Origin of the sequence: Enterobacter sp. Cy-643, from assembly GCF_011752815.1 — a bacterium.
Lineage (GTDB): Bacteria > Pseudomonadota > Gammaproteobacteria > Enterobacterales > Enterobacteriaceae > Cedecea.
Genome location: NZ_VWWV01000003.1, coordinates 453,421 through 467,914, shown reverse-complemented (window position 1 = coordinate 467,914; position 14,494 = coordinate 453,421). Strand labels below are relative to the sequence as shown.

The following is a 14,494-nucleotide window of genomic DNA, read 5'->3' as shown; positions in this document are numbered from 1 at the left end:
GATGATAGCTGTCCGGGCCCGTCAGACGAGGCAAGTTTGTTGGATTTGACACCCGATGACAAACGATTAAATTTGGCATTAGGTTTAAGATTTTCTAACAGGTAATGTCATGACCCGCAGCTATATCCCGCTAAACTCCCTGCGCGCTTTTGAAGCCGCCGCCAGGCATCTTAGCTTTACCCATGCCGCAATTGAGCTAAATGTCACCCACTCCGCCATCAGCCAGCAGGTGAAAGCCCTGGAAGAACATCTCCATTGCCAGCTGTTTGTGCGCGTTTCCCGTGGACTAATGTTGACCACGGAAGGTGAAAACCTGTTACCTGTGCTAAACGATTCCTTTGACCGCATTGCCGGGGTACTGGATCGGTTTTCCGGCACGCAGGCGAGAGAAAAACTTAAGCTAGGCGTGGTGGGCACTTTCGCAACGGGCTTTCTTCTGCCGCGCCTTGAAGCGTTTCGTCGGCGCTATCCGCATATTGATCTTCAACTTTCGACACACAACAATCGGGTGGATCCGGCGGCTGAGGGGCTGGATTATACGGTGCGATTTGGCAGCGGAGCCTGGCACGGAACGGATGCGACATTTTTGTGTGACGCCGCGTTATCGCCGCTTTGTTCTCCGGCGCTGGCCGCTGAGATCCGCACACCGCCGGACGTGCTGAACCATACTCTTCTGCGTTCCTACCGGCGTGATGAATGGACCGCATGGCTGCAGGCTGCGGGAGAGGCGCCACCGTCGCCAACGCATCTGGTGATGGTTTTTGATTCTTCGGTAACTATGCTCGAAGCCGCACAGGCTGGGGCAGGAATTGCCCTTGCCCCGGTCAATATGTTTACTCATTTGCTGAACAGCGAGCGGATTGTGCGCCCGTTTGAGGCTGAAATCAGCCTGGGCAGTTACTGGCTGACAAAGCTTCAGTCCAGGCCGGAAACGCCTGCCATGCGCGACTTCTCCGGCTGGTTAACCGGAGAGTGTGAGAAAACCTCCGGTCAGGTTATTTGACCAGCCCAAACAGGTCGTTAAGCGCTTCACTCATGGTAGGGTGCGTGAAGATCTGGTCGCGCAGCGTGGTATAGGGCAGTCCGGCATCCATAACGGTTTTAATCAGATTAACGATCTCGTGAGAGTCAGGGCAGAGCAGCGACGCGCCGAGGATTTCCTGCGTTGAGGTGTCCACAATGGCTTTAAGCAAGCCGCGCGTGTCGCCCATGACCCTGGCTCTGGGAATTGCCGCCACCGGAAGCGTAACGACCTGAACGGGTTTACCGCTGGCCAGGGCTTGTTCCTCGGTCATACCAATACGCGACAGCGGAGGCGTCATAAACACGGAATAAGGCACGTTTATTCTGTCCCCGGTATGACGTTTACCCTCGCCCAGCAGATTGTCACGCACGATGCGGAAGTCATCGAGCGAGATATAGGTAAACTGCAGCCCACCGGTGACATCGCCCATTGCCCAGATGTTGTCTGCCGAAGTACGAAGGTATTTATTCACCACGATGGCGCCGCGAGCATCGACATCAACGCCGGCATTTTTCAGATTCAAAGCATCCGTGGCGGGTTTTCGCCCTGAGGCAACAAGCAGCGCGTCGACTTTGTGGAGGCTATCACTCGTCTGCAAATGCACGGTGTTGTTATGCGATTCAACGTGCTGAACTTTTGCGTTTAGGATCAGCTCCACGCCCTGCTGCTGAAGTATGTTGGCGATGGCTGCGGCTACGTCACGATCTTCCCGCGGCAAAAAATCAGCTGCGGCTTCGAATATCGTGACCTTGCTGCCGAAACCGGCAAACATTGAGGCAAACTCAACCCCGATGTAGCCGCCGCCCAAAATACCGAGGTGAGCGGGGAGTTCTGTCAGATTAAGCAGTCCTGTGCTGTCATACACGCCAGGCGTAGTCGTCAGGCCGTCAATCGGCGGCAAAACGGACTGCGCGCCGGTATTGATAAATATTTTTTCCCCCTGCAGTTCAATGGGTTCACCGCGTTGCATCACGCGAACCGTATGCCGATCGACAAACTCTGCGTGGCCGTTGATAACGTCCACATTGTCCAGGTCGGCCAGCAAGTGGTAGTTCTTGTCGCGCAGGAAGCTGACAACGGAAGACTTACGTGATGTAGCTGTCGCAAAATCCTGATGCCGTTCTGCGTCGTGAACCAGTGCTTTCGTTGGGATACAGCCAATATTTATGCAGGTGCCACCGTACATTTCACTAGATTGCTCGATGATAGCGACTTTCCAGTTTTGTTTTGCCAGGGTTGCCGCGAGGGTTTTACCTGCCTTACCAAAGCCAATGATGATTGCCTGATATGCTTGCATGGGTGTTCTCCGTCAGTGAACCAGCCGTGAAGTTAATGGCAATCATTGTGTATGAATGGCGTAAGCGTGATGTCTTCCGGTATCTTAAAATCCTGTCTTATCGTCTGATTTGTTGGAGTGAGCAATGGATCCTCTCAGCCAGCTGCTGGCGTTCAGCGCCCCGCAGGGCTCTATCGATAAAAACTGCCTGTTAAGCGCGGGCTGGAGCCTGCCCCATACGGCGGGCTCGCTGACGACCGTTCGCTGGCACACCGTGACGCAAGGTGCCGCATGGCTGGAGTTACCTGCCGGAGAAACATTGATGCTGCTTCCCGGGCAGGTGATTATGTTGACGCAAAACTCTGCGCACCGGCTGCGGCAAAAGGGGCTGGGAGATACCTACCTTATTTGCGGCAGTCTGCATTTATCTTCAGCTTCCCGTCCTTTTTTGACGGCGCTGCCGGAGGCCCTGGTGATGGCGCCCGAACAAGGCAGCCCCGGGCATACATGGCTGCTGGCGGCCGTTGCGCTGCTGCAGCAGGAAGCGGAAGCGCCACAGCCCGGCGCGGCGGCGGTATGTAGCCAGCAATGTGCCACGATGATTGCCCTGGGCCTGCGGCAGTGGCTACGGGCAAAGTCTCAGGACAAAAGCCAGCTGAACCTGCTGCTGCATCCGCGACTTGGGGCGGTGGTACAAAGTATGCTGAATGCACCGCAGGCGCCATGGACTGTCGCCTCGCTGGCTGAACACGTGCACATGTCTCGCGCCAGTTTTGCGCTGCTCTTCCGCGAGGTGAGCGGCACAACGCCTATGGCAGTGCTGACCCGAATCAGGCTGCAAATTGCCGCACAGCAGCTCTCGCGTGAAGCAAGTTCGATTATCACTGTCGCTGATGCCGTGGGCTACGCCAGCGAATCGTCATTCCATAAGGCTTTTATGCAGGAGTTTGGCTGTTCGCCTGGGGAATACAGAAAACGGGTGAAGGCATTGGCGATGGAATAAAAAAGGCCCGCGCGATGGCGAGCCTTTTTGTGTGCTGAGCACTTAGAGCGTCAGCAGGCCAATAATGGTCACTACCGTCAGAATAGCGGCCAGGCCGTAGAACACCCATTTCCCGGCCGGCACGTGGATCTTCAGGTCGTGCATCGCGTGGTGGATACGGTGCAGGCCACACCACAGCGGCAGCACAATCATCAGCAGCAGGAACAGGCGGCCAGGCCAGCTGTGGGCGAAGGCATACACGCGGTCAAAACTCAGCGCATCGCCGGGGAACAGGCCGAGCGGCAGCATAATACCAACCAGCAGCACGATAACCGGCGCGAAAATTGCGCCCCACATGCCGCCTGCGCCAAACAGGCCCCAGAATACCGGCTCGTCGGAACGTTTTGGATTTTGGTTAATCACCTCAGCCTCCTTACCAGAACAGTGCTACAAGCAGCACAACGACAGTCACCAGTGCAGTGACAACCCACAATCCCTTGATGACCGGCTCCGGCCCCATTTTCTCGCCCTTAACAATGACGTTAGCGGCCTTTGGTGCCAGCTCAAACCAGGTTTTGGTGTGCAGCACGGCGGCGGCAAGCGTAATGAGGTTGAGGATGACAACCACCGGATTTTGCAGGAAACCGACAAAGCCCGCCCAGCCCTCTACGCCGTGTTTTAGCGAGAAAAGGCCATAAATCAGTACGATGCTGAACCAGACGGTTGGAACCGAAGTGCCTTCACGCAGCATATAAAAACGGTAGAAGCCCAGCTGCCGCCACCAGGTTGGCGCCATGGGACGGACATAAGGCTTACGTTTCGTGGTCATGGTGCACTCCTTAGCGTGGTTTCAGGGTGGCAATCAAAAAGTCTTTCGAGCTCTCGACTTTGCCCTGCTGGATGGCCGCGGCCGGATCGACGTGTTTTGGGCAAACTTCGGAGCAGTAGCCAACAAAGGTGCAGCTCCACACGCCGTTTTGCCCGTTGAGCTGCGGCATACGCTGTTTCTTGCCGTGGTCACGGCTGTCCAGGTTGTAACGATGGGCGAGGGTAATCGCCGCCGGGCCGATAAACTCGGGGTTCAGGCCAAACTGTGGGCAGGCGGCATAGCACAGCCCACAGTTGATGCAGCCGGAGAACTGATGGTATTTCGCCATCTGCGCGGGCGTCTGCGTGTTGGGTCCCTGATCCGGCGTGCGTGGGTTGCCGATGATATAAGGCTTAATCGACTCCAGGCTTTCGATAAAGTGGGTCATGTCGACCACCAAATCGCGCTCAATTGGGAAGTTCGCCAGCGCTTCAACCTTGATGCCGTTGGTGTATTCGCGCAGGAAGGTTTTACAGGCCAGCTTCGGCACTTTGTTAACCATCATGCCGCAGGAGCCGCAAATCGCCATGCGGCACGACCAACGGTAGCTGAGATCCGGCGCGAGGTTATCTTTGATATAACCCAGCGCGTCCAGCAGTGAGGTTTGCTCGTCAAACGGCACCTCGTAGATTGCGCTATGCGGCTGGCCGTCCGTTTCCGGGTTGTAGCGCACAATCTCAATCTTCAGGGTTTGCATCTCAGCCATTTGCCTTCTCCTTTTTCTTCTCAGCATCTTCCGCTTCAGCGCCGTATACGCGTTTTGCTGGCGGCAGCGTGGTGATCTTCACATCGCTGTAGTCGAGGCGAGTTGTGCCGTCGGCGTCGCGGAAGGCCAGAGTGTGCTTCAGGAAGTTGACGTCATCTCGCTCGGTGCAGCCTTCATCCAGACGCTGGTGGGCGCCGCGGGATTCTTTACGTGCGAGGGCGGAGTGCGCCATACATTCGGCAACGTTCAGGCCGTGGCCCAGCTCAATGGTATACAGCAGGTCGGTATTGAAGACGCTGGAAGTATCGGTGATGCGCACGCGCTTGAAGCGCTCCTGCAGTTCTGCCAGCTTGTCGACGGTTTTCTGCATCAGTTCCGGGGTACGGTAAATCCCGCAGCCTTCTTCCATAGAAAGCCCCATTTCGTCGCGGATTTTCGACCAGTTTTCGCTGCCTTCCTGGTTTACCAGTTGCTTGAGTCGGCCTTCAACATCGGCGGCCTGGGCGTTCAGTGCGGCATCGTTCGCCGGTTGCGCTTGTGCGGCGCGTTCCATTGCCTGCTCGCCCGCCAGGCGGCCAAAGACCACCAATTCTGCCAGCGAGTTAGAGCCCAGACGGTTGGCGCCGTGCAGGCCAACGGAGGAACATTCGCCCACCGCGAACAGCCCTTTGATTCGGGTTTCGCACTGGGTATCGGTCTCGATGCCGCCCATGGTGTAGTGCGCCGTTGGGCGAACCGGGATCGGCTCTTTGACCGGGTCAACGCCCACGTAGGCTTTGGCCAGTTCGCAGATGAACGGCAGGCGCTCAAGCAGCTTTTTCTCGCCGAGATGGCGCAGGTCGAGGTACACCACGTCGCCGCGCGGGGTGGAGATCGTGTTGCCTTTGCGCCACTCGTGCCAGAAAGCCTGAGACACTTTGTCGCGCGGGCCAAGCTCCATGTATTTGTTCTTCGGCTCGCCGAGCGGGGTTTCCGGCCCCATGCCGTAATCCTGCAGGTAGCGATAGCCGTTTTTATTCACCAGAATACCGCCTTCACCGCGGCAGCCTTCGGTCATCAGGATGCCGGAACCCGGCAGCCCGGTTGGATGGTATTGCACAAACTCCATGTCGCGCAGCGGCACGCCGTGGCTCAGCGCCATGCCCATGCCGTCCCCGGTGACGATGCCGCCGTTGGTATTGTAGCGATAGACGCGTCCGGCACCGCCGGTGGCCATTACCACCGCGTTGGCGCGGATCTGCACCAGCTCGCCTTCCATCATATTCATGGCGACGACGCCGCGGGCCTGGCCGTCATCGACCAGAATATCGAGCACGAAATGTTCGTCGAAGCGTTGAATTTGCGGGAACTGAAGGGAAGTCTGGAACAGCGTGTGGAGCATATGGAAGCCGGTTTTATCGGCGGCGAACCAGGTCCGTTCGATCTTCATCCCGCCGAAGCGCCTGACGTTGACGCTGCCGTCCGGGCGGCGGCTCCACGGGCAGCCCCACTGCTCAAGCTGGGTCATTTCGGTAGGGCAATGGTGAACGAAGTAGTCAACCACATCTTGCTCACACAGCCAGTCGCCTCCGGCAACGGTGTCGTGAAAATGGTAGTCGAAGCTGTCGTGATCCTGCGCGACGGCTGCGGAACCCCCTTCGGCAGCAACCGTGTGGCTGCGCATCGGGTAGACTTTGGAAATCAGAGCGATTTTTGCCTGTGGATTAGCCTGTGCCGCCGCAATGGCTGCACGTAGGCCTGCTCCGCCGGCGCCTATAATGGCGAGATCGGCTTGAAAGGTTTGCACGACATTCCTCCAGATTTTAGTAATTCGCAAAGCTATACGACCAAAGGGTATTCACTGCCCGAAAGGCGGTGGCTGCGAAAGGTGTATCCCTGCTCCTTTTTAGGTAGAGGAAGTATAACCGGAGGGATTTTAGGGAAATTTGATTTGTTCGATTTTTTTGCTGTTCTACAGGTCGATTAATTACCGCTGTTAATGAATTGCGTCACAAAAATGAATGCTTAAATGGTGTAATGCGAAGAAAAAGCGGCGAAAAATAGTCGTCTGTTTTTCGGTTGTGGCCGCCCCGGCTGGAGCACAGAATCTTTTTCATTCTATAAAAGCAGGGGATAAAAATGAGCTTCCGTCAGATGCATTGTCAGAGCACGCCATTGTTGCTGGCTAACGTTTGGGACGTCACAAGTGCTCAGGCGGCACAGGCCGCGGGTTATCAGGCGCTGGGCACCTCAAGCGCGGCAATCGCCGATATGCTGGGCTATAAAGATGGTGAAGAAATGCCATTTTCGGTACTTCTGGCTCTGGTGGCCCGTATACGTGAGCGCGTCGATTTGCCGCTTTCCGTCGATATGGAAGCCGGGTATGGGGATGACACCGAAACGGTGGTGCGCCAGGCCATTCAGCTGGCAGAACTGGGGGCTGTCGGCATTAACCTTGAAGACAGCAAAGTTGAGCGGGGAGAGCGTCGTTTACTGGATGTCAGACACTTTGCAGCCCGCCTGAGCGCGATAAAAGCAGGGTTGGATACCGCGAAAAAACCGCTCTTTATCAATGCCAGAACAGATGGCTTTTTGCTTGGTGAGCAGGATGCGCTGAAGCAAACTCTCGCCCGTGGGAAGCTATATCAGCAGGCGGGCGCTGACGGCTTCTTTGTGCCCTGCGTGACCTTGCCTGAAGATATTCAGGCGATTGCTGGCGCAGTTGATCTCCCGCTGAATGTGATGTGCATGCCGGGTCTGCCCGACGTTAATCAACTGGCGGCGCTTGGGGTGAAACGCGTCTCGATGGGGAATTTTGTGCACGCCGCGCTGAACCGCAAGTTACAGCATCTGTTGTTTAGCCTCCGCCAGCGGGGCGCATTTGACGAGATCTTTGCCGATGAAAATCCTTGATATCGCGCAGTGCGATGCCTGGTATGAGGCGCTGGTGGCGCGTTCTTCCGAGCATGTCGGCGTTTTTTTCGTGGGCGTGAAAACCACCGGCGTGTTTTGCATTTCTAACTGCCGCGCGCGCAAACCTAAGCGGGGTAACGTTGAGTTTTATGACGACTTCAAATCCGCGCTTCACGCGGGCTTTCGTCCCTGCAAGATTTGCCGACCCACCGAAAACGCCTTCTCTGCGCCGCCCATAGTCGAGCAGGCCATTGCCCTGTTCAGGGCGAGCAGTGATAACCGGGTCAGCGATGGCGAGCTGCGCCAGCACAACATCAGCCCTGAACGTCTCCGGCGCTGGTTTGTGCAACAGCACGGGATGACTTTTCAGGCCTGGCAGAGAATGCTGCGTGTGAATGTGGCGTTGCAGGAGCTCAGGCGTGGGAAAAGCGCGACGGATGCGGCGTTTAGCAGCGGCTACGACTCGCTGAGTGGGTTTGGCTATACCTGTAAAAAACTCACTGGCGATGCCCCCAGCCGGGCGGCAGATATCATCGTTATTCACCGTTTTACCACACCCATCGGGCCGATGTTTGTGTGCGCCACCGAGATGGGCGTCTGCCTGCTGGAGTTTGTTGACCGACGCGCGCTGGAGCGGGAATTTGACGATCTGCAGTCGCGGCTCAATGCCCGTATCATCGCCGGGGAAAATGGTCATACGCGGCAGGCGGAAAAAGAGATCGGGGAATACTTTGCTGGAAAAAGGCAGCAGTTCACCCTTTCGCTGCATACGCCGGGCAGCGCATTCCAGCAAAAAGTCTGGCAGCAGCTCGATACCGTACCTTATGGGGCAACCTCTCACTATCAGGCGCTGGCGATAAAAATGGAGAATCCAGATGCCGTGCGTGCGGTGGCGGGAGCCAACGGCGCGAACCGGATTGCTATCGTCATTCCGTGCCACAGAATCATCGGTAAAAACGGCGCTATGACGGGATACGGCGGTGGAATTGCACGAAAAAAATGGCTGCTGGAGCACGAGAAAAAGTTTGCGTAACGCGGGCCATAAAACGCTCAGAACAAAATTCTCTGCACAAAATTTGTCTCCTTTCTGTGATGCGGGTAGACTTCTCGGCCTTGCATAAATACGGAGACTTTCTCATGAGCGAAACGGCCACCTGGCAGCCGAGCGCATCCATCCCCAATTTGTTAAAACGCGCCGCCATTATGGCGGAGATTCGGCGCTTCTTCGCCGACCGAGGCGTTCTGGAGGTGGAAACACCCTGCATGAGCCAGGCGACGGTAACCGATATTCATCTGGTGCCGTTTGAAACCCGTTTCGTCGGTCCAGGTCACTCTCAGGGCATGAATTTATACCTGATGACCAGCCCGGAATACCACATGAAACGCCTGCTGGCGGCGGGCTGTGGCCCGGTGTTCCAGCTGTGCCGTAGTTTCCGTAATGAAGAGATGGGGCGCCACCACAACCCGGAATTCACCATGCTGGAGTGGTATCGCCCCCACTACGACATGTACCGCCTGATGAATGAGGTGGACGATCTCCTGCAGCAGGTGCTGGAATGCGGTGCCGCAGAAAGTCTGTCTTATCAGCAGGCCTTCCAGCGCCATCTGGATATCGACCCGCTGTCAGCGGACAAAGCGCAGCTGCGTGAAGCGGCGGCGAAGCTGGATCTGAGCAACATCGCCGACAAAGAAGAAGACAGAGACACGCTGCTGCAGCTGCTGTTTGCGATGGGCGTCGAGCCGCAGATTGGCAAAGAAAAGCCGACCTTCGTGTATCACTTCCCGGCAAGCCAGGCCTCTCTGGCGCAGATCAGCACCGAAGATCACCGCGTGGCGGAGCGCTTTGAGGTTTACTTCAAAGGTATCGAGCTGGCGAATGGCTTCCATGAGCTGACCGACGCCCGCGAACAGCAGCAGCGTTTCGAGCAGGATAACCGCAAACGCGCGGCGCTTGGCCTGCCGCAGCAGCCGGTGGACATGAACCTGCTGGCGGCGCTGGAAGCCGGCATGCCGGACAGTTCCGGTGTGGCGCTGGGCGTTGATCGCCTGATTATGCTGGCGCTGGGGGCTGAAAGCCTCTCCGAGGTTTTGGCCTTTACCGTCGATCGGGCCTAATGCCCAAAGAATCATGGCCCCTATGCGGGGCCATTTTTTTATCTGCTGGCGAACGGTTAGCGGCTTGCTTTAGCCATCAATTGGTGGAACAAGTTTAAAACGGTCTCGTTGTCTATCGGCAGCATATTGTCGCCTACATACCATTCCGTTTTACACCAGCCCGGTACTTCGGCCTCTTCCAGCGCATTGAACAGCCAGCATCCCTCCTGCCTGGCTATGTCATCCCTGGCGCTGAGTAATGTTTCTTTATCCGCATCGAAATAAACATGCAGCATGTTGACCTGAGGTCTGCGGGGCAGGATACGAATGCCCGGCACGGCCTCCAGGCTGGCGGCGAGACTGAGGGTGCGCTGATAGCAGCTCTCAAGGATGGCCAGCCGTTTTTCTAAGCGCATTGCCGTGGAAACCACCGCGGGACTTTGCGTCACCACGTTACCGCCTAATCGTCTGAGCCAGACGCGAGCCTGGCGGATAAAGTCTTCATCGCCAGCGAGTAACGAACCTGAAATACCCCCGAGGCCCTTGTAGACGGAAACGTAGACTGAAGAAAAACCCTCAGCAATCTCAGCCCAGGAGCGCTGGTAATACGCCCGGCTCTCCCACAGGCGAGCCCCGTCCATATGCAGCGGCGTGCCAGCTTCTGCGGCTGCGGTTTTCAGGGCTTCCAGCTCGTCCCACTCTGGGAGTTGCCCGCCAATCTCACGCGCGGGAAGTTCAACCACAAGGCAGCTTAAAGGCTCCGCTATGGCGGTAAAATCACTGGCGAGGATAGGCCGTAGTTTATGGCCGACGACGACGCCATGCATCTTCACCAGGGCCTGAAAAGTTTGCTGTTCATGAATCAGCAGGTGCGATGTCGCGTGCGCGCCAAAGCGAGGCAGGCGGTTACGTTCGCTCCAGATAATGACCGCTATCAGCTGCGCCATCACTCCGGTAGGAATAAATATTGCCGCTGGTTTACCCAGTAGCTGAGCGATTTTGGCCTCAAAACCCGCGATAAAATCCCCCACGCCGTAGCTGTCATGGGCGACGTCATTTTCCCTGGCCCAGTCGGCCATCTCCTGGAATTGCTCCGCAGGCGTCATTTCTTTAAATCCTCTCAGCTCGGTTTTACAGGCAAGCTTAAGAGCGCGTCGTTGGGCATCGATATCTGGCATCAAAGCAGAGAACCTCTATCTGGACGGGTTAAGTCAAAGGGGAACGTAGGGCATTAACGCAATGTGAATAAGCTACCCGAAATGGCGATCGTAAAGTGTATACATTTGGTAAACTGCGCTCATGCTAACGATAAAACGAATTACCGACCGCAGCTCCCCGTATTTTGAATGCGTGGACGAGCTGTATGAAAGCGCCTTCCCGCGGCATGAAAAACGCCAGCCTGCCGCAAAAGTCAGCGCGCTTTCTCACCCTAATTACAGCCTGCAGGCCTGGTTTGACGGCGAGCAGTTTGTCGGCATGATCGGCGCGTGGGCTTTTGGCGATTATGCCTATATTGAGCACCTTGCTGTGAACGGACAGCTGCGTGCGCAAGGCTATGGTAAGAGAATGCTAAGCCAGTTTTTGCAGCTCTACCCGCAAACGATCCTTGAAATAGATCCGCTCACCACCGAGATCGCCCATAAGCGGCTGCGTTTTTATCAAAGCCTCGGTTTCTGCGAAAACGACTATGCGCATCACCACCCGACTTACCATGCGGACATCCCCGATCATCAGCTGATTGTGTTGAGTTTTCCGCAGCCCATCGATGAAGCCCGGTATGGCCGCTTTTTTGACGATCTTTGCCGCGTCGTGATGGAACGCCCGTTTTAATCTAAACGTTTTAAAAGTCCCCGGCAGGCAGTGGCCGCCGGGCGCGACTCTATTTTTTTACCAGGACTTGATGGATGGATATCACCACGCTGTTTCTTTACGTCATCGCCGTTAGCGCGGTTATGGTGACGCCAGGCCCGTCGATGCTTTTAGCGCTGAATAACGGAGCCACCTACGGAATGCGCATTGCGGGCTACGGCTTTCTCGGTGCGGTGCTGGCGGACCTGCTGCTGATTGGCGCGGTGGGCTGCGGCCTGGGCGCGTTGTTACAGGCTTCTGAACAGCTGTTTACAGTGGTGAAATGGGGCGGCGCGCTTTACCTGGTCTATCTGGCTTACGTGCTGTGGCGAGCGCCGGCGAAAGCGTTGAGCGTGAGCGCTTCGGCTGCGGTGGCCACGGGCAAAACGGCGTTTCTGCGCTCGCTGATGGTTGGCTTATCCAACCCCAAAGGGCTGCTGTTCTTCTCGGCATTTTTACCGCAGTTCATCCGCCCGCAGGAGCCGGTGGCGATGCAGTACATGATTCTGGCGCTGGTCAGCGCGATTATCGACTGCATCATGATGACGATTTACGCCTGGGGTGGCCGCCACGCGATGCGTAAATTCTCCGCCAACGTGATGCGCTGGGTGAACCGCAGCTGTGCGGGTATGCTCGCCGTGCTGGCGGTGGGCGTGGCGCTGTATCGACGCAGTAATTTGACCTGAGAAAGGTCAGAGGAAATTGGGCGCTGGCCGGGGAGAAAACAGGCCAGCGCTAACGTCTTAGCTTTCCTGCTCTTCGGCGAGTTCGCGAAGGTAAGAGAAGATTTGACGGTAGGACTTAGGCGGCTTATTGGCCGCTTTTTCTTTTTGTGCGTTACGGATCAGTACGCGCAGCTGCTGGCGGTCAGCCTGCGGATAAAGTCTCAGCACTTCGCTCATCGCCTCATCGCCTTCTTCTACCAGGCGGTCACGCAGGGCTTCCAGCTTGTGGAACAGCGAAACCTGCTGGTTGTGGCGATTTTTCAACTTGTCGAGCGCCTGACGGATCGGATCCATGTCGCGGGAACGCATCATCTTGCCAATCAGCTGCACCTGGCGGCGGCGGCCTTCTTTCTTGATGCGCTGCGCCAGCTCAATGGCGGCACGTAAATCATCGTCGAGCGGGATTTTTTCCAGGGCATTTTTGCCCAGTTCCATCAGCTCAACGCCCAGGCGTTTTAGCTCTTCGGCGTCGCGCTTAATCTCACTTTTACTGACCCAGATAATTTCATCATCTTCGTCTTCATTTTCATCATCGGGCACGTCGTCGAGCCAGTCTTCGGGCTGCTTGGTCATATTAGGCTCCTTAAAAAGTTGACGCGGATATTACCAGCAATGGGCCTGCACTGCGAAATTGTTCTGATCCTGTTAGACTTGAACGACTCACCTTACATTATGGCAGTAGCGATGAAAGTAAACACGCAAGTAGCACAACAACGTCAGGTTCTGGAGCAGGCGGTTTCACAGGCGCTGGAGCTGGCAAAGGGCAAGTCAGACGGCGCGGAAGTGGCGGTCAGCAAAACCACCGGTATCAGCGTCAGCACCCGCTACGGTGAGGTGGAGAACGTCGAATTCAACAGCGATGGTGCGCTGGGCATCACCGTTTATCACCAAAACCGCAAAGGCAGCGCTTCGTCCACGGATCTGAGCCCGGACGCCATTGCCCGTACCGTGCAGGCCGCGCTGGACATCGCTCGCTATACCTCGCCGGACCCTTATGCTGGCGTGGCGGAAAAAGAACTGCTGGCCTTTGATGCACCCGATCTGGATCTCTTCCACCCAACGGAAATTGACCCGGAGCGCGCCATTGAGCTTGCCGCGCGAGCGGAAAACGCGTCCCTGAACGTGGATAAACGCATCACCAATACCGAAGGCGGCAGTTTCAACAGCCATTACGGCATCAAAGTATTCGGCAACAGCCACGGTATGCTGCAGAGCTACTGCTCCACCCGCCATTCCCTTTCGAGCTGCGTCATTGCCGAAGAAAACGGTGATATGGAGCGCGATTACGCCTACACCATCGGTCGCGCGATGGAAGACCTGAAATCACCCGAGTGGGTAGGAGCCGACTGCGCGCGCCGTACGCTGTCTCGCCTGTCTCCGCGTAAACTCTCTACGATGAAAGCGCCGGTGATTTTCGCTAATGAAGTGGCGACGGGGCTGTTTGGTCACCTGGTTGGCGCGATTGCGGGCGGCGCGGTGTACCGCAAATCAACTTTCCTGCTGGATTCCCTGGGCAAGCAAATTTTACCTGACTGGATGACCATTGAAGAGCATCCGCACCTGCTGAAAGGCCTGGCTTCCACGCCGTTTGACAGCGAAGGCGTGCGTACCGAACGCCGCGATATCATCAAGGACGGCGTGCTGCAGCAGTGGCTGCTGACCAACTATTCCGCGCGTAAGCTGGGGCTGAAAAGTACCGGTCACGCGGGCGGGATCCACAACTGGCGCATTGCCGGCCAGGGCCTGGGCTTTGAGGAAATGCTGAAACAGATGGGCACCGGGCTGGTGGTGACCGAGCTGATGGGGCAGGGCGTGAGCGGCATTACCGGCGACTATTCTCGCGGGGCGGCGGGCTTCTGGGTTGAAAATGGCGAGATCCAGTATCCGGTGAGCGAAATCACCATCGCCGGCAACCTGAAAGACATGTGGCGCGAGATAGTTACTATTGGCAACGATATAGAAACACGTAGCAACATTCAGTGTGGTTCAGTCTTACTTCCGGAGATGAAGATAGCCGGTCAGTAAAGCAATGTGGCGCGTCCTGCCGCGCCCGTTTCTCATATAAAAAAGATAAGGTGA

Annotated in this window: 15 protein-coding genes; 8 read left to right on the top strand and 7 right to left on the bottom strand. The window is 56.5% G+C overall.

What is annotated here, in order from left to right; all coding sequences use genetic code 11:
- Window positions 1–109: 109 nt before the first annotated feature.
- Window positions 110–1,003: a LysR family transcriptional regulator AmpR gene (ampR, locus tag F3J29_RS15265; RefSeq protein ID WP_166867300.1), complete on the top strand. Its 894-nt coding sequence runs from the start codon at window positions 110–112 to the stop codon at window positions 1,001–1,003.
- Here the strand turns inward: ampR and rclA are convergent.
- On the bottom strand, window positions 996–2,321 hold the full coding sequence (gene rclA, locus F3J29_RS15260; protein WP_166867298.1) for a reactive chlorine resistance oxidoreductase RclA: 1,326 nt from the start codon (window positions 2,319–2,321) through the stop codon (window positions 996–998). The genes ampR and rclA overlap by 8 nt on opposite strands.
- A 124-nt stretch (window positions 2,322–2,445) precedes the next feature.
- On the opposite strand from rclA, the gene rclR reads away from it, so the two are divergent.
- A complete protein-coding gene (gene rclR, locus F3J29_RS15255; protein WP_166867296.1) occupies window positions 2,446–3,303 on the top strand; it encodes a reactive chlorine-specific transcriptional regulator RclR in 858 nt (285 codons plus the stop codon).
- Window positions 3,304–3,345: 42 nt separating this feature from the next.
- On the opposite strand, the gene frdD is transcribed toward rclR, so the two are convergent.
- The 4 genes from frdD to frdA are packed head-to-tail and all read right to left on the bottom strand — an operon-like array spanning window position 3,346 to window position 6,642.
- Window positions 3,346–3,705 carry a fumarate reductase subunit FrdD gene (frdD, locus tag F3J29_RS15250; protein WP_166867294.1) on the bottom strand — a complete coding sequence of 120 codons (360 nt, stop codon included), beginning with the start codon at window positions 3,703–3,705 and terminating at the stop codon, window positions 3,346–3,348.
- A 10-nt stretch (window positions 3,706–3,715) separates the two neighbouring features.
- Window positions 3,716–4,111: a fumarate reductase subunit FrdC gene (gene frdC, locus F3J29_RS15245; RefSeq protein ID WP_008453742.1), complete on the bottom strand. Its 396-nt coding sequence runs from the start codon at window positions 4,109–4,111 to the stop codon at window positions 3,716–3,718.
- Window positions 4,112–4,121: 10 nt separating this feature from the next.
- Window positions 4,122–4,856, bottom strand: a complete 735-nt coding sequence (locus F3J29_RS15240; protein WP_166867292.1) for a succinate dehydrogenase/fumarate reductase iron-sulfur subunit — start codon at window positions 4,854–4,856, stop codon at window positions 4,122–4,124.
- Window positions 4,849–6,642 (bottom strand): fumarate reductase (quinol) flavoprotein subunit, encoded by a 1,794-nt coding sequence (gene frdA, locus F3J29_RS15235; RefSeq protein WP_166867291.1) that lies wholly within the window; start codon window positions 6,640–6,642, stop codon window positions 4,849–4,851. The genes F3J29_RS15240 and frdA overlap by 8 nt, the downstream gene beginning before the upstream one ends.
- Before the next feature lie 332 nt (window positions 6,643–6,974).
- On the opposite strand from frdA, the gene F3J29_RS15230 reads away from it, so the two are divergent.
- The 3 genes from F3J29_RS15230 (at window position 6,975) to epmA (ending at window position 9,863) form a co-directional block, all read left to right on the top strand.
- Window positions 6,975–7,748: an isocitrate lyase/PEP mutase family protein gene (locus F3J29_RS15230; RefSeq protein WP_166867289.1), complete on the top strand. Its 774-nt coding sequence runs from the start codon at window positions 6,975–6,977 to the stop codon at window positions 7,746–7,748.
- Window positions 7,735–8,781, top strand: coding sequence for a bifunctional transcriptional activator/DNA repair enzyme AdaA (locus F3J29_RS15225; RefSeq protein WP_166867287.1), 1,047 nt, complete (start codon window positions 7,735–7,737; stop codon window positions 8,779–8,781). Before F3J29_RS15230 ends, F3J29_RS15225 begins: the two co-directional genes overlap by 14 nt.
- A 104-nt stretch (window positions 8,782–8,885) precedes the next feature.
- Window positions 8,886–9,863 carry an elongation factor P--(R)-beta-lysine ligase gene (epmA, locus tag F3J29_RS15220; protein WP_166867285.1) on the top strand — a complete coding sequence of 326 codons (978 nt, stop codon included), beginning with the start codon at window positions 8,886–8,888 and terminating at the stop codon, window positions 9,861–9,863.
- 56 nt (window positions 9,864–9,919) lie between these two features.
- Here epmA and F3J29_RS15215 read toward each other — a convergent pair whose 3' ends face one another.
- A complete protein-coding gene (locus F3J29_RS15215; protein WP_286175403.1) occupies window positions 9,920–11,020 on the bottom strand; it encodes a threonine aldolase family protein in 1,101 nt (366 codons plus the stop codon).
- Between the two features lie 121 nt (window positions 11,021–11,141).
- On the opposite strand from F3J29_RS15215, the gene F3J29_RS15210 reads away from it, so the two are divergent.
- Window positions 11,142–11,672, top strand: coding sequence for a GNAT family N-acetyltransferase (locus F3J29_RS15210; RefSeq protein ID WP_166867283.1), 531 nt, complete (start codon window positions 11,142–11,144; stop codon window positions 11,670–11,672).
- A 74-nt stretch (window positions 11,673–11,746) separates the two neighbouring features.
- Entirely contained in the window at window positions 11,747–12,376 is a 630-nt protein-coding gene (locus F3J29_RS15205) for a LysE family translocator (protein WP_166867281.1), read from the top strand.
- Window positions 12,377–12,433: 57 nt separating this feature from the next.
- Here the strand turns inward: F3J29_RS15205 and yjgA are convergent, their stop codons facing one another.
- Complete coding sequence (gene yjgA, locus F3J29_RS15200) at window positions 12,434–12,988, bottom strand: ribosome biogenesis factor YjgA (protein WP_126357818.1); 555 nt, start codon at window positions 12,986–12,988, stop codon at window positions 12,434–12,436.
- 99 nt (window positions 12,989–13,087) lie between these two features.
- Between yjgA and pmbA the strand changes: the two genes are divergently transcribed.
- On the top strand, window positions 13,088–14,440 hold the full coding sequence (gene pmbA, locus F3J29_RS15195) for a metalloprotease PmbA (RefSeq protein ID WP_166867540.1): 1,353 nt from the start codon (window positions 13,088–13,090) through the stop codon (window positions 14,438–14,440).
- The last annotated feature ends 54 nt before the right edge of the window (window positions 14,441–14,494 follow it).